Here is a 23,043-nt window from a genome sequence, read left to right as displayed (position 1 = left end):
AGATATTGCCATATTGTTCACCATTCACTACAATATTAGTTTTATAATAGTTTTTTTTCTACTCGATAATTATCCGAATCATCCCTTTTATTTTGTAGTAATGGCAACGGTGTTGTATAATTTTTATCCTGAGAACGTAACCAAGCTAAACAAATTTCAGGCTGGTGAGCGTTACCTATAATTTGAAGATTTTCAAATAAAGTGACGGTTAAGTTGGGGTGTTTAATCATAAACTCTAACAAAAGTTCAAGTGCACTACTGTTTAATTCTGTCAAATCATCAATTCCAATAAGCTGACCAAATTTTTGAAGTGCTGATTTTTTCAAAATTAAATCCTTAGGCAAATTATCTTTTAAATCCAGCAGTATTTTGAGTACTTCTGTTCCATAAACCATCCTTTTATTTGAGGTATTCCCTAATACTGCAGCCATTATAGTACGTAAATCTTCTTGGTGATGACGGACATAGTAAGCACGATTCATGAGTTCTTCTGTTGCAAAAGTGTTGATAAAAGTTTTTAAATAGTCATTTAAAACATCATCTTTACTAGTATCATTAACAATCAGAGACTTGTTTGTCAGACTTATCTTTTTCCATTTAAAATCATCTAAAAGATAGTCATTCAGAGATTCTATTTGTTCTAGTTCTCTTAACATTCTGTCCCGTAGCAAATTATATTGTGTATCCCCTACATCTTCTTTAGTCGGTAATGTTGTATCTTCGCCATACCGTACAAATTCAAAATTTTCAGCATTTGGTGCCACCTTTGTCACAATATCATTCAAATTCACGATATTCACAACATTATGATGTTTGTCCTTTTTAGCATCAAAAGTATCCAGCGTCCCTGCAGGTGGTTCAAAACAGAAAGCATACATATCCGCAGGACTGAGTGTTACTTGTGGCATTTTTCTGCCATTATTCAAACTACCAGCAACCAAATTTGCTGTCGCAGCAGCACGACTGTAGCCCGTCAACCAAAGCTTGATTTTACCTTGAATCTTGTGCTTGATAACATAGCTATCTAAAAATGTTAAAACATCTTGACTCGCTTTGTCAAATCCTTGATGTTGCCCAGATGTTCCTAGTGTGACATTACTCGCCCACTCGGACTCGTAACCACCACCACGAATAGCTAGGGCTAATAGAGTATAATCTTCCTGATCAACTTTTAATTTTTTGTTAGCAAGTACTGCACCAATCGAATCGTTGGTCGGCTTAAATTTAAAATCGTCATTTGCCTCAAACTCTTTAAAATCAAGCTTGTTTAATAAGTCTTTAACGTTATTGCTTTTGAATAGATAGTTAGCCTGTGTCGGGCTTCCCCAAGCTGATAATTCTAGATTGAGTGACATGGTGGCTAGACTGGAATTATAGGACAATCCTTGCCTTTGTGTTATATAACTAGACTGTTTAAAATAGTCATCTGTATAATAAAATTGCGTGCTAGCATCACGCTTACCTTTGTGATCTTCAACGGTGACACCATAGTCAAATTGACCTGATAAAAGCGTTTGATTTGGCTCTATATATTCAAATAAAAAATCAATACCTTGCGAAATATCTACAAAACCAGCATTTTGAATATTTTCAAAAAAACGTTGGGTAAAATCTTTTGTCGTATTGGCAACATGATCCATAAAAGCCAATGTTCTGATCGATACTCTTGCTGATTTCAGCACTTTTGCAAAATCATCTGCCGCATTGGCAAACTTATAAGAATAAATATCTTTTCTTTTATACGTGCCTTTTTGTAATGTTTCGCCAGATGTCGGGGCATTATCACTGATAATAATGAGATTCGTTTTGGTAAATTGCTTGCTTTCTATAAGTTTTCCTACAGTTTTCAAGCCAGCAGTTAAATCACTTTTGCCCTGACAAGTAAGGGTCGTGAGCTTTTCTTGAATGACTCCTCTATCCTTTGTCGGTTCAATAATTGTCTAACTCTCATCATCATAGCTGATAACTGAAAGCATCGTTTCATCGCTTTCAGCTGCAAAACGATTGATGAGATTGACCGTTGTTTGAATCCCATTTCCTCTCATTGTTCGTGATGTATCAATCAAAAATACTGTCAAAGTTGTCTCATCTAGATTAACTTTGACTATTTTCTCATTGCTCGTTTGTAAAAACGGATTTTCTTCAACACCAAGTCCATGTGCCACTAATAGTTGTCCGATTAACATAACCCCTAGAAGTAGACTCATCATTATTTTTTTCATTGACTCTCCCCTTACTACCTATACGTAAAAGGATGCCAAATGCTCAGATTAAATCACAAAAAATAGGCTATGAACATCGAAAATGTTCATAGCCTATTATTACTCAAAAAAACTTTTGTAACAACTTTTTTATAATTATTTCAACTCAAATTTCAAGTCATCTGTTGCGCGAACTAAACCACGCTCATGCAAAGTTTCTGCGATTTGAACTGAGTTCCAAGCTGCTCCTTTGAGCAAGTTATCTGAAACAACCCACATATGAATGCCTTTTTCTGCATCCAAATCTTTGCGGATACGGCCAACAAAAGTTTCCCGATGCCCAGCAGCATTAACTGCTTGCGGGTAAATTTGTTGGCTTGGATCATCTTCCAAAACTGCACCTGGGAAAGCTGAAATCGCAGCTTTCACTTGGTCAATCGGTGCCACTTCTTTGGTTTCGATATAGACTGACTCTGAGTGTGCCAAAATTACTGGAATCCGAACACAAGTCGCTGAAACGGCAATGCTATCATCTGCCATGATTTTCTTGGTTTCATTGGTCATCTTCATTTCTTCATAAGTGTAGTCGTTGTCAGTGAAAACATCAATTTGTGGTAAGGCATTAAAAGCAATTGGATAGTGTTTTTTATCGCCACCAGCTGGTAAGATGTCTGCCTTAACGTCTTTAGGATCCACCTTGTCATTAACCACTTCTTTGATTTCGCGTTCTGTTTCAGCAATGGCTTTAGCACCAGCTCCAGACACTGCTTGGTAAGTTGACACGATAATACGTGCCAAACCAAATTGTTGACGAATAGGCTCGAGTGCTACCATCATTTGAATCGTAGAGCAGTTTGGACAAGCGATGATACCATTGTGCGCGTCTAGCGCATGGGCATTCACTTCTGGCACGACAAGTGGCACATCTGGATTCATGCGGAAGTTTGAGGTATTATCAACGACAACTGCACCTGCTTTAACGGCATAGGGTGCAAACTTAGCTGAGACACCACCACCTGCTGAAAAGAGGGCGATGTCAATCCCTTCAAATGAGTTTTCTGTTGTTTCTTCAACGGTAATGTCTTGGCCTTTGAAAGTCAAGACTTTGCCTGCTGAGCGAATGGTCGCAAACAAGCGCACTTGTTTGATTGGGAGCGTTGATGATTCGAGCATTTCAATCATGCGACTACCTACAGCACCAGTGGCGCCGACAACTGCAACAACGTATTCTTTTGACATGTGGGTTTCCTCGTTTGAATTTTCTAAAAAATTTTAATAGCCCTATTTTATCACGTTTTTAATCAAAATGAAAGTCTTTTTTGATTAAAAAAATCCCCTCTGTCATAGACAAAGGGGATCCCCAGAGCAACTATTTACAATAGCCGTGCCAAAAAGTTCACATTTCTTGACAAGATTCCATCAATCCTTGACGGGCTAAGCCCCGAATCTCTCAGCGTAAATAAGGAACTTGCGTTCCAAATCGACTCATCGCATAAATCTATTATACGCTATTTTTAGGTTTCTTGCAAACAACAAATTGATAGAGCGCTAATCCACTCACTAAAATCAAACCTGATACGATTAAATAGATCACACCATTGGCGGCAGTCAAGCCGCCATATAAAATCATGAATGCCCCTAGAATCGCAAATATCGGGCAAACATAGCCGATGAGCTTATTATGAATCAGCCCTTTAGCCGTGCGCATCATCACGCCCACATATAGCCCTGTATAAAAGAGATACATAATAACAATCGGAATTGACGAGATATCAATTCCAAACCTGCTGATACTTGGCACTGTGAGCGACAAAAAATGAATCCCCAACCAAATCAATGACATGACAAAGCTCATCAAAGTAGATAAAATAGACAAGTTAAATTTCGGATGTAGCACACCGATTTTATCGCTATACGGCAGCTCCTTGCGTAAAGCCAGAAAGTAAGGCGCCCGAATATTTGCAACCACCAAGCCATTAAGCGTCCCCAGAACAGAGATAATCACCGCAACCAGCATAAGTCGCTCCCCCACCGGTCCAAACAAACGCTCAGCTGCTTCAGAAAAAGCTAAATCTCCCATTTTCATAATCTCACCAGGCCCAATCATCAGGGAAATGCCGACAAAATAGCTGACATAGACTGTCAAAATAATAAGAGGACTAATGATGAGTGCCAAGGGTAAATTGCGTTTCGAGTTTTTGATTTCATGGCCAATGGATGGTGCAACAGCCCAACCATCATAAGAGAAAGCGACAGCTACGATGGCACCTGTTGACGATAGCATAATTGGCAAAGTAATCGAATGTGATGCAATAGCATGTGGGTTCCCAAATATTAAGCCACAAATCGCAATCAAAAAGAGAGGAATCAACTTAATAAACATGGATGATGTCTGAAAAATCTCTGATAGTTTACTCGACAAAAGATTTATGCCATAAATAGCTATTAAATAGACTAAAGTCATCAGCCAGATACCGTATGTCGCACTACCTAAGAAAGGAAAAAGCGCCAATGTATAGTTTGCCGCCACAAAGGAAACAATCGCAACTAACGCTGGGAAATAAACCGTACTCTGAAACCAACCCAGTAAAAAAGCAAATAATTTACCAAAAGCATTTTCTGCATACGAAATAAGCCCTCCCGCATCATCAGTCAACTTAGCCCATTCTGAAATGGTAATCCCACCAAATATAATTCCGAGAGCCCCTAATAGCAAGACAAGACAGCCCATCATAATATTTCCGTTAGTTTGAATTAGAATATCATCTGCTTTGAAAAATATACCTGATCCAATCACAATCCCAATAATCATCGCAATCGACATCAAAAGACCAAACTTGCGTGTTTTTTCTTGTTGCATTTGTCTCCTATTTTCACCACTTACAAATTTTTAGTAAGCGATTCCACTGAAACATTATAAACTACTTTTGATGTTTTAACAAGTCATAAAAATAATTAATACCATGGGAATTGCCCCGAATCAAACACTCCGGGTAAAAATAAATATTTTTTTGAAATACAAATTAAAAGAATAACTTGCAAATCGTAACTAATTACTGTATTGTGGTAATTAATTACGATACGAGGTAAAAACATGATTGAACACGCCCCTACCCAAACGCAAGAAGTTTTCGCTTCTATTTTTATACTTGCAAACAGAATGCAAACGGTTGGAAATCTCTTGCAAGAAGAAGTGACGATGAAACAATACATGCTCATCACCCTATTACAGGCAAGTAGTGAACCTAGCAACCTGAGTGAATTGGCCGTCAAACTCGGTTGTTCGCGTCAAAATATCAAAAAATTAGCACAATCATTAGCTAAAAATGATTACGTCCAGTTTCACTCAGGCAAGCAAAATGCCGTTTGGCTTGAATTAACCGAAAAAGCTTGGGCATGTAAAACTAGAAATCAAGAAATCGAAACATCAGCACTCAAACTGCTCTTTCAATCATTTGAGGAAAATGAAATCTCGCAACTCCAGACCCTTTTAGGGAAGTTAGCGCTAGGTGTTACACATATTGAAAATCAGATAAAGGATAGGAAATAATCATGAAGATTTTAGTTATCAATGGGCATCCCGACGAACAAAGTTTCTCAGCAGCAATTTTTGATGAAGTTGTCAACAATTTAGACCGCAGTAAACATGAGATTGAAACACTTGAACTTAACAAAATGAGCTTCGACCCTGTTTTGCGTTTAGGTTATCGTGAACACATGCCTGACGACCCTGAAATTGAAAAATCACAAGCGATAATTCAATGGGCTGACCATTTTATCTTTATCTATCCGATCTGGTGGAGTACCATGCCAAGTCTGTTAAAAGGTTGGATTGACCGTGTTTTCACACCTCGTATTGCTTATTCAAGTAATCAGCAAGGCAACTTCTTCCTAAATTATTTACGTGGTCGCCAATTTAAACCACTCTTGAAAGGTAAAACAGCAGATATTATCACAACTTCTATGGCGCCAACTTTCTGGTATCGCTTATTCTCAGGTTTCATTTCCGTTCCAGATTCTTATGGCATTTCTAGCCTAAAAAATGCTGTACTCAACCATTGTGGCATTAAAACAAAGAAAATAATGGTCTTGGGTAATCTAGGACGCGAAAGCAACACGTTAAAAAAACGCCAACTCTTTCTTAATAAAGTTAGACAGCACGCTCTAACCTTGTAAATGATATCAAAAATAGTCTGGAGCATAAGCCTCAGACTATCTTTATTTTCTATCAAAATAATTTACAAATCACGATAAATCTTAACAGCGTTCTCAACTGTAAAGCCATATTCTTGGAAAACTTTATCGCCTGGTGCTGAGGCACCCCAAGTGTCGATGGTTAACGTTTTGCCAGCAAGGCCGATATATTTACCCCAACCAAAGCTTGTACCCGCTTCGATAGCTAGACGTTTCGTCACGGCAAGTGGTAAAATTTCTTCTTTGTAATCAGCTGACTGTTCATCAAAGATATTTTGTGCAGGCATTGATACGACGCGCACATTCGTCCCGTCTTTAGCAAGCTCAGTTTGTGTGTCAATTGCAAGTTTTACTTCGCTACCTGTCGCAATGATGATACCGTCTAAATCAGCATCTTTTTGCTCAGGCGAAATGATGTAGGCACCACGATTAACGCCTTCTTCAGCAAGTTCAGCTGTATAAGGTAAAACTGGTAAGTTTTGACGGGTCAAAATCAAAGCCGTTGGGCGTTTGGTTTCAGTCACCGCACGACGCCAAGCCGCAATCACCTCATTGCCATCCGCAGGGCGAATCACGTTAAGGTTAGGCATTGAACGGACACTTGCCAATTGTTCCACTGGTTCATGCGTTGGGCCATCTTCACCGACTGCAATTGAGTCATGTGTCAAGACATAAACGGTAGGGATATCTTGCAAAGCAGCCATACGAACAGCTGGCAAGAGATAGTTAGAAAAGACGAAGAACGTCCCGCCATAGACACGTGTGCCGCCATGAAGAGCAATCCCATTCATCGCTGCTGCCATGGCAAATTCACGCACACCAAACCAGATATTACGACCAGCATAATTACCTGCCTCAAAATCGCTTTCGACTTTGACCATAGTATTATTCGAGGCAGAAAGGTCAGCTGACCCCCCCCAAAGGTTTGGCAGTTGTGCTGATAATTTTTGAATCGTTTCTTGTGATGTTACACGGCTTGCAGCTGATGTACCGAGCTCATATTTGGGCAATTCAAGCTCAGGTGTGACATTGCTAAAAGCATTCGCATATTGTTTGGCAAGCTCTGGATAGTCTTGTGCATAGGCATCAAATGTTTCACGCCAAACTTGTTCAAGACTTTCACCACGCGCACGTAGCGTTTCAAGGAAACGTTTGTTAACCTCTGCTGGCACTGTAAAGTCAGGATAATCCCAACCATAGTTTTCCTTAGCAAAAGCAACACCCTCAGGGCCCAATGGTGCACCGTGAACGCCAGATGTGCCTTGTTTTTCGGCACCAAAACCAATGATTGTTTTCACTTCGATAATCGTTGGTTTGTCAGTTTCAGCCTTGGCACGGATAATCGCGGCTTCAATTTCTGCTAAGTCATTGCCATCTTTAACCAAAATATGTTGCCAGCCATAAGATTCGAAACGCATTTTAATATTGTCTGGAAATGATTTTGAAGTTGGCCCATCCAAAGAGATATCATTGCTATCGTATAATAAAACAAGCTTACCTAATTTGAGCTGAGCTGCGAGAGATGCGGCTTCTTGAGAAACACCCTCCATCAAATCGCCATCACCATTAAGCGCATAAGTATAGTGATCAACAATCTCATAACCTGGACGGTTATAAGTCGCAGCCAAATGTGCCTCAGCCATGGCCAGACCAACCGCATTGGCGATCCCTTGACCTAATGGTCCAGTCGTTGCTTCAACACCATCTGTCCAATCCACTTCTGGGTGTCCTGGTGTTTTACTGCCCCATTGACGGAAATTTTTCAAATCGTCAATCGTCACATCATAACCTGCCAAATGCAAGAGTGAATAAAGCATCGCTGAACCATGCCCAGCTGACAGGACGAAACGGTCACGGTTTGACCAATCACGATGCGTCAAAGGGTTGACATTAAGGAATTTGCTCCAGAGGACATAAGCCATTGGCGCTGCACCCATAGGAAGTCCTGGGTGACCTGAATTTGCTTTCTGGATAGCATCCATAGAAAGCGTGCGGATCGTATTGACCCCCAGTTGATCAGTGTTGTCAAAAGTCATGTTTGAAAAGCCTCTCATTTTTTAAGTTATAGAAATTATACCATATTTTTAACAGAATTTTCAGAAAAAGGTTGTGAATTTATCTTTTTTTAAATGCCGACAATTTGCCATATCTCGTTTGATAATGCGCGAGTAACTCAGTATAGAGTCTTTCTAGTTCACGGTAAGTAGAAAAATGCTCTGGCAAAGGCATATAGACTGTACTAGTCGTTACTTGCTTGGCGACTTCATCAATATCTGAAATCACCCCCAGTGCTTTTTGCGATAAAATGATAGCACCCAAACAACCAGCCTCTTGACTTTCAGGAATATGAATTGGCATTTCAAAAATATCAGCAAGAATCTGTAACCAAAGTTCAGAGTTTACAAAGCCTCCCGTTGCTTGAATGCTTTTTATCTCGCCGACTACTTCCTCAAGTGCATATGCAATGGCATGGATGTTATAGGTAATCCCTTCTATAACAGCACGCGCCATCTCTGCTTGACCGTGTTCATAGCCAAGACCAAAGAAGGCACCCGTCGCCGTCGCATCCCAAATCGGTGCCCGTTCACCTCCCAGATAGGGATGAAAAATCAAGCCTTGACTACCAGGTGGAACTTTTTCTGCCATTGTTGTCATTTCTTCCAACGTGAGTTTGTCAGCAAAGACCTGCTCTTTTAGCCAAGCCAGTACAGATGCACCAGAATTTGTCGCACCACCTATAACCCAATGTGTTTCATCCAGAGCATAGGTGAAAGTCCTTGCTTTTTTATCAACAAGAGGTTGGTCTATCATGACACGAATAGCGCCTGATGTCCCTATGGTTAGAGCCGCAATACTCGATTGCATGGCATTAACGCCTAGATTAGACATCGGACCATCGGCTGCGCCCCAAATAAATGATGTGTCTGGTGGAATATTCATTTTTTGCGCATCGTCTAATGATAAGCCGGATTCAATTTCGTAAGGTGAAACAATCTCAGGCAACTTATCACGTGTGATACCTAACATATCTAGAATCTCATAATCCCACTGCTGATTCTCTAGGTGGTAAAGACCAGTCGCACTAGCAAGTGATAAATCTAGCTTATAAACACCAAATAACCTGTTAAACACATAGGTTTTGATATCCATGAAGTATCGCACTGCCTGAAATCGCTCGGGATGCTTGTTTTTTAACCAAAGCAATTTTGCTAAGGGTGACATCGGCTGAATCGGTGTACCTGTCCGCATGAAAATAGCATGTCCTTGCTCAGAGTTTCTTAAAGTTGTTGCCTCTTCATTAGCCCGCATATCAGCCCATGTTATGACGCGCGTTAATGGTCTAAAATCATAAGCAGCTCCAATTAATGAATGTTGCTGTGCCGAAAAACCAATACCCGCTAGTTTATCTGTTACGGTTAGGCTATCAGATACCGCTCGTATGGTGCCAATTACGGCATCGAAAATATCTTCTGGTACTTCTTCCGCCATCCCTGAAGAATCACGATAAAGGTCATACGCTATCGTATAACTTGCCTTAACTTTTCCTGATGCTGTAAAAAGGACAGCTTTCGTCGCTGTTGTCCCAATATCAACGCCAATCCAATACGTCATATTTTCCCCCAATCTTCTCAATTTGATATGACAAAAATAATGATTAGCAGTTATAATTTTTTTCTGAGTCACCTCATGTCTGATTTGTCAACGTTCCCATCAATCAAATTATACTGAAGAAACCCGTATAAAGCAATACGCAATCATAGATAGGCCTCAGTCTACTTGCGTTTAAGAAAAAAAGGTGTTGGAAATGACTTCCAGCACCATTTTTATGATTAATTGTTTATAAAGTATCGCGCAAACCTTTATCATATTGCGCTTTTCTAGCTTTTTTAGGTGTGATATCATTACCATCAGGGTCTACGACCTTGATTGACTCGACATGGTGGCGCAAGCTTGATTTAACGCCAGAAAGATAAGCTTGGCGAAGTTCTGCTTGCTCGACTTTCTCGGCTTCTGTGAGGCCTTCTGTCTTTTTCTTACGAGCAAGTTCATTAATTCTTTCAATATCTTGAGGTGTTACCATTTTTTTACTCCTAAACGTGCGTATATACTTGATTATTTTGTATTAATCAATGTGAAGTCAGCGATTTGACCTGCTTTTCCTGCGATGTCAGCAAGCAAGCTCAAACGGTTATTTTTAAGGGCTTGATCGTCTATCATGACCATCGTGTTATCAAAGAAATCACTGATTGGAGCTGATAAGGCGAATAAAGCGATGATATTTTGTGTGCTATCGTCTGTCAATGTCAAGGCTTGGTTAGCCGCAAACAGCGCTTTTTCAGATGCATTCTCAAAGAGATTTTCGTCAATTGCTGATACCGTTTCAAGTTTACTTGCCAAGTTAAAGACACGTGCCAAGTTTTCGACTGATGTTTTAAAGTCAGCATCGCTTGTTTTCGCATCAATGGCTTGAGCTGCTGCTCTTAAACCTGCCACATCAAGCGAACCAGTCGCTAAAACTGCCTCGATGATGTCATAACGCGCTGTGCCTTCAAGCATCTTAGCCACACGACCGTTGATAAAGGTCATGACATCAGCTTTGCGGTCATAGCTGAAACCATTTAAGTCAAGCGTATAAAGTTCGGCGATAAGCGTATCCAGCTCAATATCCCAGTTTTGATTTTCAATAATTCGTAAAATACCTGCTGTCGCACGACGAAGGGCATAGGGATCGTTTGAACCACTTGGAATCAAGCCAACCGTGAAGAATGAGAGAATGGTATCCAGTTTATCAGCAATGGCAAGGACTGCACCGATTTCAGTTTCTGGCAAGGCGCCGTCAGCTGATGTTGGTAAGTAGTGTTCACGAATACTTGTAGCTACTGCCGCATCTTCACCTGCAAGGCGCGCATATTTTTCACCCATAACACCTTGCAACTCGTCAAATTCACCGACCATGCCCGTCAAGAGGTCAAATTTGTAAATATCAGCAGCGCGATCAAGTTTTGCATCGTAATCTGCTGGCAAGTTGGCTTGCTGACGTAATTTCTCAGCAATTAATTTCACACGTCCCATGTGGGCGTGGACTGATCCGATTTTTTCATGGAAAGTCACTTTTTTGAGTTTCTCAACCAAATCAGCAATTTTGAGTTTCTGGTCTTCACGCCAGAAAAATTCAGCATCTTCCAGACGCGCGACTAAAACTTTTTGGTTCCCTTTGGCGACATTTTCAATGTGCTCAGCATTCCCGTTTCTGACTGAAATGAAATGTGGTTGGAGGTTACCAGCCAAATCACGCACTTCGAAATAACGTTGATGTTCACGCATTGATGTGACTAACACTTCTTCTGGCACTTCCAAATATTTGGCATCGAAGTCACCCACGAAAGCTGTTGGGTATTCTACTAGGTTATTGACTTCTTCAAGCAAGCCTGGTTCTAGGTAGATCTCCCAGCTATTGGCTTTGGCAAGGCTTGCAATTTGTGCTTGGATTGTTGCTTTACGAGCGTCTGCATCTGCTACGACAAAGGCTTGTTTCAGACTTGTTTCATAATCTGACGCATTTTCTAAAACGATTGTATCGTCGAACAAGAACCGGTGCCCGTAAGTCACGTTGCTTGCTGTGACATCGAGCAGGTCAAAGGGCACGAGGTCTGTATCAAGCAAACTAACGAGCCACTGGATTGGACGGACGAAAAGGAAGTTGTTATTCGCCCACTTCATGTAGGTCGAAAAGTTCATTTTGCTAATGACATCGCTGCCGATTTTCGTCAAAATATCAGCTGTTGCGCTGCCTGCGATGTGTTTATTGGCGTAGTAGTAATCGCCTTTTAGGACCAAGTCATCTGGTGTGACACCTTGACCACGTGAGAAACCTTGGATAGCTTTTGACCAGTTGCCTTCTGCATCTTTGGCAATTTTGGCTGATGGGCCTTTGACTTCTTCGTCAATTGACGCTGAGGTATCTGCTAGACCATTGACCAAAACAGCCAGACGGCGTGGTGTTGAGAATTTAGTGATGGTTTCAAAGGTCACGCGGTTTTCTGTCAAAAAGTCAGCCGTGCGCCTTGCAAGTTGTTGAGACGCAGCACTTACAAGGTGCGCTGGCATTTCTTCCACGCCAATTTCAAGTAAATAGTTTGCCATTATTTGTCACCTCCAGCAACTTCCGTATATTTGCCATTTTCTCCCAGATATTTATCGCGTAATGCTACATCTTTCAAGAGCGGAAAACCAAGTTTTGCACGCTCATTGATGAAAGTACGCGCCACTTTGCGTGCCATCGTCCGCACGCGGTGCAAATAACCCGCACGCTCCGTAACAGAAACCGCACCACTCGCGTCTAGCAAGTTAAAAGTATGGCTTGATTTCAAGATGAAATCATAGGCAGGATGCACGAGACCCAAATCAAGCAATTTAGTTGATTGCGCTTCATAAGTATCAAAGAGCGTCAAAAAAGTATCTGTTTCGATTTCCTCAAAAGCAAATTTAGAATGCTCATACTCAGGCTCGGTAAAAATATCACCATAAAGCACACCATTGCCCCATTCAAGGTCATAAACCGACTCAACCTCTTGGATATAAGACGCCAAACGCTCGAGACCATAGGTAATCTCAGACGTCACAGAATCGACTTCAATCCCGCCGACTTGCTGGAAATACGTAAACTGCGTTACTTCCATCCCATCCAGCCAAACTTCCCAGCCAATCCCAGCAGCACCCATAGACGGATTTTCCCAGTTATCTTCGACGAAACGAATATCATGCTCTAGGGCATTAATGCCCAATGCTGCAAGGCTATCCAAGTAGAGCTGCTGGATATTTTTAGGAGATGGCTTCATCACCACTTGAAATTGGTGGTGTTGGAACAGGCGATTTGGGTTTTCCCCATAGCGACCGTCTGCTGGGCGACGTGATGGCTGCACATAAGCAGCGTTCCACGGTTCTGGACCATTGGCACGTAAAAAAGTATAAGGCGACATGGTGCCTGCACCTACTTCGTTATCGTAGGCTTGCATAAGATTAGCACCTTGCTTACTCCAAAATTCTTGGAGCGTTAGGATGATTTCTTGAAATGATAGTTTTTTTGACATAATTCCTCCATTACGACTGTCTTGCCATTTAAAATGTTGCATAGAACACAAAAACGCCCAGATACTCAACACACATTGTGTTCTAGTATCAGGACGCCTTATCGACGCGGTTCCACCTGAATTCTTGATTGTTTTAATCAATCAAGCGCTCATATTCATTTTCAAGCTCCACCCGCGCCACTTGCTTTCTTTGCTTTAGACTATTTTAGCAAATTTTATGATGATTGTCAAAAAATGATGTGATAAGTTCAGGGGATATATCTATGGTATAACATATCAACTTAAGCATATAAAAACTTGAACAATTTGTACTAATCAAAAAGTAATGTAACCTCTCCCTCACATTACTTTTCTCATTTGTAAAATTTGACTTTTAGAGCTGCTCTAACTTCAGCCTTTTCTTAACTTTTCCAACAGAGCAAAAGCATTATTGACATAATAATCAACTGCAACAGGAATAGTCTCATCTTTCAGTACCATGTCAGAGAAATGTAGACCAGGACTGCCTGGCGCATTACTGCCAATGAAAGCAAAAACACCCGGTATCTGCTCTACATAAGTCGCGAAATCTTCACCAGCATTTGATGCTTCGGGTATGACAACATCATCGTGCCAAGCACTCGTTTTTTCGAATAAAAACGCAGATAATTCTGGATTATTGTAAGTCACATTAGGCCCAACAATCCAATCAATTTCTGCTGTCACACCGTAAGCTTTCGCAACATTTTCAGTGACATCATAAAATCGTTTTTTGGCAAGAGAGCGGTCGGCTGTATCAAACGTTCGGATTGTCCCCTCAAAAATGGCATCATCCGGTAGGACATTCCAAGTATTACCGGCTACCATATGCGTAACAGAAACGACAACAGCGTGTTGTGGATCAATATTACGCGAAACCAGTTGCTGCAAGCTTGAAATAATAGCAGTAGTCGCCACAATACTATCTACACCCTCATGTGGGTATGCAGCATGCGAGCCAACACCTTTAACCGTCACAAAAAATTGATCAACAGCAGCCATGATGCCTTTTTCTCGAATACCAATCTGCCCAACTGGCAGTGTCGGCATATTATGGTAACCAAGAACTGCTTGCACATCTGATAAGACACCAGTCGCAATGATCTCATCTGCCCCAATATGGATTTCTTCGGCATGTTGAAAAATCAGTTTAACTGTTCCCTGCAACTCAGCCTCACGATTTTTCAAAATCTTTGCAGCACCCAGTAAAGTTGTTTGATGCAAATCATGACCACAAGCGTGCATGACACCATCATTTTTAGAAGCAAACGCTAACCCTGTATTTTCTAAAATCGGAAGCGCATCAATATCTGCTCGCAAGGCAATCACAGGTTTTCCTTGACCGAGCTGAGCCACTAAACCCGTTTTGAGACCTGTATCTAATACTTGGATATCTAAATCTTCAAGATATCGCTTTAAAAATGCTGTTGTTTGAAATTCTTGACCTGACAGCTCAGGGTTTTCATGAGTATGGTGACGAATTGATACTAACTCGTCGTAATGCTCAGCTGAAATTGTCATTGCTGTTACTCCTTTTCTATATCATATTTAATTAAGGATCATGATACGCTAACTTGATGTTATAAGATCAAATAACTGTTACTCCATTGTATCATGCTTTATTTATTTTTAACAAAAAATAAATAAAGCCATTGATTTCAGATGACGAAAGTATAAATTTAGCATAATTTAATCTATCATTTTTTCGAAAATTTTATTCAATCTCAATTTATGTTGAAAAATCTAGTTTGGACTGATGAGTACATAAAAACATTGTCTATATTATAACAATTAAGCGTAAAATACGTATTCTAAAGTAGAAAAGAATTTATTTGGAGAAATGATATAGATGATAGAAACAGATAAAAATCAAATACTATTGAATATGATGACAGATTATGCCAAAAACAATCCTGATACTATTTTTTGTTACACAAATGCAGCAATTCTCTATGAAACTCCACGGTGGGAGGAATTGCCTTTGGAAATTCATACGGTACAATCTAACAAGAAAATAAAAAATAGAACAGCGATTACGCACATTCGACCCTATTTTAAAAAGAGCAAATATAAAGGATTTAATGTGATCACACTCGTTGATTTACTACTTGAACTTGCTGTCAACGACACAGAAATTTCAGCTATTTCATCAATTAGTCATCATTTATATAAAAATGAAATCAGTGTAGAAACAATTTTAAACTATTGTCAGTCTCAAAAGCAGAAATCTGGGGTTGCAAAATTAAGACATCTAGTATCATTTGCAAGTAGACTGGATGAATCACCATTTGAGACTAAAGTTCGCCTTAAATTATATGTGGCAGGTGTCATAATCCCAGTTCAACAACACCAAGTGATTTGTCAAAATAAAAAGAAGTATCGTGTTGATTTTTTATTTGAATTTAAAGGTCGAAAAATTATTTTAGAAGCTGATGGTCTTATAAAATATAGCAGTAATGTGAATGAGCGGGCAAATGAAAGGCAAAGAGAATCGGATCTAATTCGAGAAGGATACGAGATAATGCGTGTGATGAATCATGATTTTGAAAACGGTCGATTTGCTCAGATACTTGAAAATTACGGAATACCTAAACGGAGATATTACGGCAAGAAAATTGTAAAGAAACATTATTGATCACGAGAAGTAGTACTAAATTGAATTAAATACATTCATGTAAATTTAGTGACAAAAACATCAATTTCGTGTGAAATTGGGAATCTTTCTCAGAAACAATACGATTTTGGTCACAAAAACATCGATTTCATGCGAATTTTGGAATCTTTCTCGGAAACAATACGATTTTGGTCACAAAAACATCGATTTCGTGCGAAATTGGGAATCTTTCTCAGAAACAATACGATTTTAGTCACAAAAAAGTCGATTTCGTGCGAAATTGGGAATCTTTCTCAGAAACAATACGATTTTAGTCACAAAAAAGTCGATTTCGTGCGAATTTGGGAATCTTTCTCGGAAACAATATAAATTTGCTAAATCTCTATGACCATTGAATAATTTACCATATCGTCGTCAAGAAGAGCAGTTCATATTTCCTTCTTCTTGACAAGCTAGCATGACGATAATACAAAAAAAGCAAATCAGGTGATTAATTTAACACCCGATTTGCTTTTTCAATCGTTGACTGCACAATATATCTCAGTCTCATTCATTTATTTTATCCCCGATAAGCGAATCAAAGCCATATCCAAAAGAAATTTTTTATCTGCCTGACCTGACTTGATTTTGAAGTCAGTGTCAATCAACTGGCGCAAGGCTTGAGCCAAAAAAGCTTTGCTTCTAGCTCGCGCAGGCCCAACCAAAAATTTCAAACGGTAAGGATTAATCTTCAAAAACTCTACCAATTGGCGGTCTGTATAGTGTTTATCTAATAAAAGTTTGATTTGAAAATACAAGCGAAAATTTGTCGTCAAAATCGACAACAACTTAATCTCATCTTCTCCCTGCAACACCAAATCTGCTACCAAAGCCCGTGCATCAACTAATTTTGACTTCAAAATCAACTCCGTCAGGTCAAAAATATTGTCAGATAGGGATTTGGGTACTGCTGCTTGGACATCATCAGGCGTTATTGCTCTACCATCCGCATAGGTTTTGACCATTTCGATATTCTGTCTGATGATGGCAAAATTAGCATTTGACTTCTCAATGATTAGATTAACAATATTAGGTTGTAAACCTGAATCAGAAACAAAATACTGGGTCAATTCATTTGATTTTAAGTCAGTTGCCTCTAAATCAAAGGCTATTTTTTTAAGTTTTTTGACAATCCGACGCTTACCATCTAGCTTGCCATGAAAGATAAAAATGACCTGAGTTGACTCAAGCGGATGGTCTAAAAAATGCTCTAACCGTGTTAATTGCTTGTCATTTAAGACTGATTTTTTGACTGTCGTTAAATCCCAAAGGTTTTCAAATACAACGAGCATGCCGTCTCCAAAAAAAGGGAGGCTTTCCAATTCTTCGAGTGCTAAATCGGGGTCAGACTCTGTCATGTCGAAATAGGCCTGAGATAAATCAGATGAATCAAAGCCGATTTTCTCTAGGATTTGCGTTTTCAGCTCAGAAATAATATCGTCATTTTCCCCTGAGATAACGGTAAACTGAGGTAAGGTTTCTGCTGTTACGCGTGATAGCTCATCAAATACTGTCATGGTTACCTCCATTTTCAGTATCAGCCGCAGGCTCTTCCAGATGCGCTACTAAAACTTTCCGAGGTTTTGTACCTTCAGCAGGTGTGATAATGCCGGCTGCCTCTAGCTCTTCCATGATACGTGTGGCTCTGTTAAAGCCTGTCGAAAGGCGACGTTGTAGCATGGATGCTGAGGCTTTTTGGCTTTCGATAACGAGCTGTTTAGCTTGCTCGAAAAGTGGGTCTCCAGAATCTGATGTACCGGCACTTCCATTACTATCAAAACTTCTGGCATCATCTTCTGCCACTTCACCTGGGTCAAAAGTTTCATCATAATCTGCGCTGGCTTGGTTTTTTATGAAGTCAACGACACTAGCAACATCGTCATCTGATAAAAAGGCACCTTGCAAACGAATCGAGTGATTTTCATCAATCGGTTTGAAAAGCATATCCCCACGACCGAGTAGTTTTTCTGCACCATTGCTATCAATGATGGTCCGAGAATCAGTACCAGATGAGACAGCGAAAGCAACTCGACTTGGTACATTGGCTTTAATCAAACCACTGATGACATCAACTGATGGACGCTGTGTTGCAAGAATCATGTGAATACCTGCCGCACGTGCTTTTTGCCCAATCCGAATGATAGCATCTTCGACTTCTTTGGATGCGACCATCATCAAGTCGGCTAGCTCATCAACGATAACAACGATAAGTGGTAAAGCCTGTTGTTTTTCTTGATTTTCAGCGTTGAATTTTTCGACTTTAGCATTATAGCCTTCGATATTACGTGAACCGACTCGACGGAAAAGTTCATAGCGGTTTTCCATCTCATCCACGACTTTTTGCAAGGCTCTAGCTGCCTTACGTGGGTTGGTCACGACTGGTATGAGGAGATGTGGAATGTCATTATAGACATCCAGTTCGACCATTTTAGGGTCAATCATGAGGAACTTAACTTGACTAGGTAGAGCTTTCATCAGGACGCTGGTAATAATACCGTTAACAGCGACTGACTTTCCTGAACCTGTAGAACCTGCAACTAGGATATGGGGCATTTTAGCGAGGTTAAAAGTTTTAATTGTGCCATCAACTGCCTTACCAAGTGGTACTTCTAAGAGTTCTTCCGGATTGGTCCGCGCATTTTCCCACATCTCACGGAAACCAACCATAGCGACTTCTGAGTTAGGAATTTCAATACCAACAACTGATTTACCTGGGATTGGTGCCTCAATTCTGACATCTTTTGCTGCCAGAGCTAATGCCAAATCGTCTTGTAGATTTAAAATACGGCTGACTTTAACACCTGTTGCAGGCTTAATTTCATATTTAGAGACTGACGGGCCAACTACTGCAGACTCGACTGTGGCTTGAATGCCAAAACTTTTAAAGGTTGTCTCTAATATTTTAATATTATGTTGAACATTCTTACGCTCATTAGCTTGATTTTTAATGGGTGTCGGCGCAAGTAAAGAGGCATCAGGTAGGCGATAACGAGACATCTCGGGTGTTGTTGTGAAATTGATAGGTTGATTATCATCTTCTTGCATCGCGTCATCTGCAGTCGTTTCTGGTGTTATGATTTCGCCTGTTTCTGGTTCATAGTCTGGCATAACTATCTCAGGTTCTTTGTAAGGTAAGACATCATAGTTACTTGGTGCAGACAATTCTTGTGGGTCAATACTTACTGGTTCAAGCTCTTCTGCTAGTTCAATTGGCATGGCTGCGGTGACAGCTGCTGCTTTTTCTGCCACTTCGCGCGCTTCTTGACGTTTTACTTTTTTGTCTTGACGCTTAGTATGTCGCGCTACTGAACTTGCTTTTAGTTTGGCAAAAACGTTCTGCCAAAATTGTGGTGATAGGAAGTATAAACCTGATAAGAGCAAAAATCCTGCAAGCAAATAAACACCGATAACTGAAAATAAAAGTTTCAATGGCGAATAAATGGCATGCCCAAGCATCCCCGCGCCCACAAACTCTGTCACTTTTAATTTAAGAAGCTGACTTGAAACCAGAGTCCAAGTGTGGTTAGTCCCTGTTAATTTGTCAAAATATGCCTGAAAGCCCAGTACCATTGACAAAAAGATTAAAATCAGACCGACGACAGATTTGCGGTGTTCTGATGAGAATTCTTTTTTGAAGATGGGTAGTATAATGATGAGAATAGCTGCGATGATGACTGGATAGGCGAGGCTGCCGACTGCGATGCGAATTAAGTTATAGAGCGAAATCCCGACCACGCCAAGACGTGTTGCGGCAAAGACTAGCAAAAATAAGCTGACAAACAGAGCGACAAGTTTTCGTCTTTCTGCTTGTTCAGCCTGAGCTTTTTTGGATATTTTTCTATTTTTTTGTGTTTTTTTCTGAGTTTTTTTAGCCATAATTACTATAATTATACCATAATTTGTTATACTAATTGTATGGAAAATATAAACAAGACATATCATGCGATGGCATTTTTCGACCTTGATGGCACGCTTTTAAACCAACAAAGCAAACTAGACGAGGAAGTTATTCAAGCCCTCCACCACATTCGACGCAACGGTGTTTTACCTGTCATTGCTACTGGGCGTGGGCATTTTGAATTAGACTCACTCATGGCTCAGTCAGGTATTACGAGTGTGGTAGCTATGAACGGTCAATATATCATCGTTGAGGGCGAAACTATTTACCACGAGCCAATGGCGGTGGCTAATATCCAGAGACTGAAAACATTAGCAGAAGCTAAACATCAAGCCCTTGCGTTTTATAATAAGGAAAGTTACTGTGTTTCTGAGATGACCCCTCTTGTCAAAGATGCTTACGGTTATACCGATGCACCATTACCAACAGTCAATGACACGCGCTACTTGACAGACGAAATTAACATGCTCCTAATTTTCAGCAATCAAGCATCCGATGTCGCCTATTATCAAAATCTAGTGCCTGAATTTAATTACTTCAAGAATACGCCTTATTCCATTGATATCATCAATGCGGGTTCAAACAAGGGGACAGGCTTCAAGAAAGTCGTTGAATTATTAGGCTTTACTGGCGAAACTTACGGATTTGGTGATGGTCCAAATGACATTCACCTACTAGAATCAGTTGACCATGCAACTGCCATGGGAAATGCCATAGATGAGCTCAAAACAATTGCTGAATTTACCTCAACTGCCAATACCGACCATGGTATCGTCAATGCTTTTAAGCATTGGGGGTGGCTTTAAGTGATGTGACATTTTGCACGATTGCTTATGTCAGACGATCAGGCTAAAGACAATTAGAACCCCAAAAGCAAGGCAATGCAACTCTAATTGCCTTTCTTTTGGCTCTATAAATGATAGGTTTGGTTTGTAAGGTATACTCAACTCAACTATACTATACTATATTCTACTCTGTCGGTTTTTTAAGATGTTACAACTGATATATGCGCACTAACTATCTATCGTAAGAAACTACTATTAAAACCTGATAAATAAAACATATCTAAGATGTTGAAAGCAATGATTGGGTAAAATACTATTGAGATAAGCAACATTAGGTGTAGGTATATCTTTATTTAGACTTCACAAAAAACTATTCTTCCATTTTCCTGTAATAATCTCTACGTGCTTCGTCACGTGTTTCTTCAAGCTCTTGTTGTTTTTGTTTTAGAAACCAGTTAAACTCAGCGACATTTTCTTCAAAGTGCTGGGTATTGGGACGCCCATACTCGCTCTCCAACTCATGATAAAACCGATGAATATAATCAGCTAAATCACTTGTTTTTCGATGAAATTGATTGCGGTAATCCTCAATTGTCTCTTCCGCTTGATTGATTAATCTCATTTTTTCGTCGTATTCTTCTTCAAGTCGCCATCTCTCATTATTGTCCATTTGTCTATCCCTTGATCGGATTATTAAAACTTGGCTGAAACTTTGATAAATTTAACTGTGTTTCTGCCGCTTCGGCAGCTTTACCCGTCAATCCTTCCTTAAAATTTGAAGCGACTGTTTGACTCGCAAATTTTTTCATTTCTTCTTTCTTCGTATCTAATTTTTTATCAAGAGCCTTTCTTTGCATTTCGATTGAAAGTTTTTTAGCTTTTAAAATTTCTTGAATTGCATATCGTTCTTGAACTTTCATCGCCTCAGCGAATTGTTCATTCAATAATCCTGGATTTAGATAGGGATTATTCATAAAAGTCTCGTACATTTCTCGCATTCCCTCAACTATTCTTTACATTAATTTACTGAAACCCACTGCCCCTTGGGCATCTACTTCTTGAATATTTTGAGAAACTTTCATCAAAGTTGTCGCAAAGTGTTCCATCTCTTTTTGATAATGATCCGTTTTACTTCTAATTTCTTCTTCATTACCCGTATCCCAAAATTGAGAGAGATTAAACTCAGAAAGAAGATTGTTTACTTCCCAATAATCTAAATATTGAACAATATTTCCGACTGCTTGATGCGTTTCATTAATAGTTTGTTGGACTTTTTCTTTTGCTTCATCTACCATTGTCTTTACTTCAATCGCCATATCTTCTGATTGAAAAACAGCATCTTGAGCAACTGACTGTAATAACTCGGCTCTCAATTCGATTTTTTGAGCACCTGTAGCGGATCGAATTCTATTTTGATAGTCAGGAATATGTGCCGTGTTCCATGCCTTAGACTTTTTCTTAGCCACTTGGATAATATTTTGATAAGAATCATAAAGCTCTTTTGCTTGAACTGCGGTCAAACCTAGCGCAATCAATCCTGTAATTCCCCCAGCGATAGCACCTGCTAAACCAGTAATTGAGACACTTACTGAAAGCGTTGAAATCGTTTTGTCAATCAACTTCGCAAGTTTTTCTCCTGCTTCAAGCAACTCCGGATGAAATGATTTGCTCGCAACCAAAGGATTCCCATGCGCATCCAATTGAAACTCCCCAAAATCGTGACTACTTTGCCCATCAAAAGTCGAATTGAAATGAAGAGGAACGATGATGTTCACTTTCCCAAATTGTTTTTCCAAGGGTTCTGTTCTATTCAACATACTCACAATGTCAAAAGGATTAACATAGTAAGTGACTTTCTCTCCAATCCTTTGAATTTCTTTATCGGAAAGCCCCATCTTTTTCAGACTTTTCGTAACATCTGGTCCATCAAATAGCACAACTTTTCCGATTTTATCAAAAGCTTTCATATCATCTTGATAAAGTTTGGCGACTGCTTGAGCTGAAACCATTGTCCCTAGCGAATGACCCGTAACATTTAAGACCGCATTAGGTGCTTTGGCATTGAGTTCTTTGATTTTTTCTTGCAAAGCAAGATTGGCAAGTTTGGCTTGTGGGATATAAGTATTGGTCAAAGCAAAATTGGCATCGTTTGAAACCCAGTCATTCAAGCTGGAGATACTTGCACCATCACTCCCACGAATTG

Annotated in this window: 19 protein-coding genes; 4 read left to right on the top strand and 15 right to left on the bottom strand. The window is 39.9% G+C overall.

Going from position 1 to position 23,043, the window contains the following annotated elements; genetic code table 11:
* Positions 1–41 precede the first annotated feature (41 nt).
* The 4 genes from RR45_RS03980 to RR45_RS03965 all read right to left on the bottom strand — a co-directional run bounded on the left by RR45_RS03980 (position 42) and on the right by RR45_RS03965 (position 5,061).
* Positions 42–1,850 carry a lipase family protein gene (locus tag RR45_RS03980; protein WP_031365384.1) on the bottom strand — a complete coding sequence of 603 codons (1,809 nt, stop codon included), beginning with the start codon at positions 1,848–1,850 and terminating at the stop codon, positions 42–44.
* Between the two features lie 90 nt (positions 1,851–1,940).
* Positions 1,941–2,222 (bottom strand): vWA domain-containing protein, encoded by a 282-nt coding sequence (locus RR45_RS03975; RefSeq protein ID WP_031365383.1) that lies wholly within the window; start codon positions 2,220–2,222, stop codon positions 1,941–1,943.
* A 135-nt stretch (positions 2,223–2,357) separates the two neighbouring features.
* On the bottom strand, positions 2,358–3,440 hold the full coding sequence (locus RR45_RS03970) for an aspartate-semialdehyde dehydrogenase (RefSeq protein WP_031365382.1): 1,083 nt from the start codon (positions 3,438–3,440) through the stop codon (positions 2,358–2,360).
* A 262-nt stretch (positions 3,441–3,702) separates the two neighbouring features.
* Positions 3,703–5,061 (bottom strand): APC family permease, encoded by a 1,359-nt coding sequence (locus tag RR45_RS03965; protein ID WP_031365381.1) that lies wholly within the window; start codon positions 5,059–5,061, stop codon positions 3,703–3,705.
* A 234-nt stretch (positions 5,062–5,295) separates the two neighbouring features.
* Here RR45_RS03965 and RR45_RS03960 point away from each other — a divergent pair, with 234 nt between their 5' ends.
* Together RR45_RS03960 and RR45_RS03955 are read left to right on the top strand one after the other, a co-directional pair.
* Positions 5,296–5,751, top strand: a complete 456-nt coding sequence (locus tag RR45_RS03960) for a MarR family winged helix-turn-helix transcriptional regulator (RefSeq protein WP_072353503.1) — start codon at positions 5,296–5,298, stop codon at positions 5,749–5,751.
* 2 nt (positions 5,752–5,753) lie between these two features.
* Complete coding sequence (locus tag RR45_RS03955) at positions 5,754–6,377, top strand: NAD(P)H-dependent oxidoreductase (RefSeq protein WP_031365379.1); 624 nt, start codon at positions 5,754–5,756, stop codon at positions 6,375–6,377.
* A gap of 62 nt (positions 6,378–6,439) precedes the next feature.
* Here RR45_RS03955 and tkt read toward each other — a convergent pair whose 3' ends face one another.
* The 6 genes from tkt to RR45_RS03925 form a co-directional block, all read right to left on the bottom strand.
* The gene (gene tkt / locus RR45_RS03950) at positions 6,440–8,431 is read right to left on the bottom strand and encodes a transketolase (RefSeq protein ID WP_031365378.1); all 1,992 of its coding nucleotides are present in this window, start codon (positions 8,429–8,431) and stop codon (positions 6,440–6,442) included.
* Between the two features lie 79 nt (positions 8,432–8,510).
* Positions 8,511–10,007, bottom strand: coding sequence for a gluconokinase (locus RR45_RS03945; protein ID WP_031365377.1), 1,497 nt, complete (start codon positions 10,005–10,007; stop codon positions 8,511–8,513).
* Between the two features lie 226 nt (positions 10,008–10,233).
* Positions 10,234–10,476, bottom strand: coding sequence for a DUF896 domain-containing protein (locus RR45_RS03940; RefSeq protein ID WP_031365376.1), 243 nt, complete (start codon positions 10,474–10,476; stop codon positions 10,234–10,236).
* Between the two features lie 32 nt (positions 10,477–10,508).
* On the bottom strand, positions 10,509–12,539 hold the full coding sequence (gene glyS, locus RR45_RS03935) for a glycine--tRNA ligase subunit beta (protein ID WP_031365375.1): 2,031 nt from the start codon (positions 12,537–12,539) through the stop codon (positions 10,509–10,511).
* Positions 12,539–13,489, bottom strand: a complete 951-nt coding sequence (gene glyQ / locus RR45_RS03930) for a glycine--tRNA ligase subunit alpha (protein WP_031365374.1) — start codon at positions 13,487–13,489, stop codon at positions 12,539–12,541. The genes glyS and glyQ overlap by 1 nt, the downstream gene beginning before the upstream one ends.
* Positions 13,490–13,876: 387 nt before the next feature.
* Entirely contained in the window at positions 13,877–15,025 is a 1,149-nt protein-coding gene (locus tag RR45_RS03925; RefSeq protein WP_031365373.1) for an amidohydrolase, read from the bottom strand.
* Between the two features lie 328 nt (positions 15,026–15,353).
* Here RR45_RS03925 and RR45_RS03920 point away from each other — a divergent pair, with 328 nt between their 5' ends.
* Positions 15,354–16,139, top strand: coding sequence for a DUF559 domain-containing protein (locus tag RR45_RS03920; protein ID WP_031365372.1), 786 nt, complete (start codon positions 15,354–15,356; stop codon positions 16,137–16,139).
* 533 nt (positions 16,140–16,672) lie between these two features.
* On the opposite strand, the gene holA is transcribed toward RR45_RS03920, so the two are convergent.
* Both holA and RR45_RS03910 read right to left on the bottom strand, forming a co-directional pair.
* Positions 16,673–17,674 (bottom strand): DNA polymerase III subunit delta, encoded by a 1,002-nt coding sequence (gene holA, locus RR45_RS03915; RefSeq protein ID WP_031365371.1) that lies wholly within the window; start codon positions 17,672–17,674, stop codon positions 16,673–16,675.
* Entirely contained in the window at positions 17,661–20,033 is a 2,373-nt protein-coding gene (locus tag RR45_RS03910) for a DNA translocase FtsK (RefSeq protein ID WP_072353502.1), read from the bottom strand. Before RR45_RS03910 ends, holA begins: the two co-directional genes overlap by 14 nt.
* Before the next feature lie 39 nt (positions 20,034–20,072).
* Between RR45_RS03910 and RR45_RS03905 the strand changes: the two genes are divergently transcribed.
* Positions 20,073–20,861 (top strand): Cof-type HAD-IIB family hydrolase, encoded by a 789-nt coding sequence (locus RR45_RS03905; protein ID WP_031365369.1) that lies wholly within the window; start codon positions 20,073–20,075, stop codon positions 20,859–20,861.
* 349 nt (positions 20,862–21,210) lie between these two features.
* Here the strand turns inward: RR45_RS03905 and RR45_RS03900 are convergent, their stop codons facing one another.
* From RR45_RS03900 to RR45_RS03890, 3 genes are all read right to left on the bottom strand, one after another.
* The gene (locus RR45_RS03900) at positions 21,211–21,510 is read right to left on the bottom strand and encodes a hypothetical protein (protein ID WP_031365368.1); all 300 of its coding nucleotides are present in this window, start codon (positions 21,508–21,510) and stop codon (positions 21,211–21,213) included.
* Between the two features lie 4 nt (positions 21,511–21,514).
* Positions 21,515–21,814: a hypothetical protein gene (locus RR45_RS03895; RefSeq protein WP_031365367.1), complete on the bottom strand. Its 300-nt coding sequence runs from the start codon at positions 21,812–21,814 to the stop codon at positions 21,515–21,517.
* A 39-nt stretch (positions 21,815–21,853) separates the two neighbouring features.
* Positions 21,854–23,043 (bottom strand): lipase family protein (locus RR45_RS03890; protein WP_179295323.1); only part of this gene is annotated, 1,190 nt, incomplete at its 5' end.

Source organism: Pseudolactococcus chungangensis CAU 28 = DSM 22330 (assembly GCF_002441885.1).
Taxonomy (GTDB): Bacteria; Bacillota; Bacilli; order Lactobacillales; family Streptococcaceae; genus Pseudolactococcus; species Pseudolactococcus chungangensis.
Note: the sequence above shows the minus strand (reverse complement) of the source record. Positions and strands in the feature narration are given on the sequence as shown.

Coding starts and splice junctions, on each gene's coding strand:
- RR45_RS03975 (WP_031365383.1), bottom strand. CDS start 2,222: ATGAAAAAAATAATGATGAGTCTACTTCTAGGGGTTATGTTAATCGGA.
- RR45_RS03970 (WP_031365382.1), bottom strand. CDS start 3,440: ATGTCAAAAGAATACGTTGTTGCAGTTGTCGGCGCCACTGGTGCTGTA.
- RR45_RS03965 (WP_031365381.1), bottom strand. CDS start 5,061: ATGCAACAAGAAAAAACACGCAAGTTTGGTCTTTTGATGTCGATTGCG.
- RR45_RS03960 (WP_072353503.1), top strand. CDS start 5,296: ATGATTGAACACGCCCCTACCCAAACGCAAGAAGTTTTCGCTTCTATT.
- RR45_RS03955 (WP_031365379.1), top strand. CDS start 5,754: ATGAAGATTTTAGTTATCAATGGGCATCCCGACGAACAAAGTTTCTCA.
- tkt (WP_031365378.1), bottom strand. CDS start 8,431: ATGACTTTTGACAACACTGATCAACTGGGGGTCAATACGATCCGCACG.
- RR45_RS03945 (WP_031365377.1), bottom strand. CDS start 10,007: ATGACGTATTGGATTGGCGTTGATATTGGGACAACAGCGACGAAAGCT.
- RR45_RS03940 (WP_031365376.1), bottom strand. CDS start 10,476: ATGGTAACACCTCAAGATATTGAAAGAATTAATGAACTTGCTCGTAAG.
- glyS (WP_031365375.1), bottom strand. CDS start 12,539: ATGGCAAACTATTTACTTGAAATTGGCGTGGAAGAAATGCCAGCGCAC.
- RR45_RS03925 (WP_031365373.1), bottom strand. CDS start 15,025: ATGACAATTTCAGCTGAGCATTACGACGAGTTAGTATCAATTCGTCAC.
- RR45_RS03920 (WP_031365372.1), top strand. CDS start 15,354: ATGATAGAAACAGATAAAAATCAAATACTATTGAATATGATGACAGAT.
- holA (WP_031365371.1), bottom strand. CDS start 17,674: ATGACAGTATTTGATGAGCTATCACGCGTAACAGCAGAAACCTTACCT.
- RR45_RS03910 (WP_072353502.1), bottom strand. CDS start 20,033: ATGGCTAAAAAAACTCAGAAAAAAACACAAAAAAATAGAAAAATATCC.
- RR45_RS03905 (WP_031365369.1), top strand. CDS start 20,073: ATGGAAAATATAAACAAGACATATCATGCGATGGCATTTTTCGACCTT.
- RR45_RS03900 (WP_031365368.1), bottom strand. CDS start 21,510: ATGGACAATAATGAGAGATGGCGACTTGAAGAAGAATACGACGAAAAA.
- RR45_RS03895 (WP_031365367.1), bottom strand. CDS start 21,814: ATGAATAATCCCTATCTAAATCCAGGATTATTGAATGAACAATTCGCT.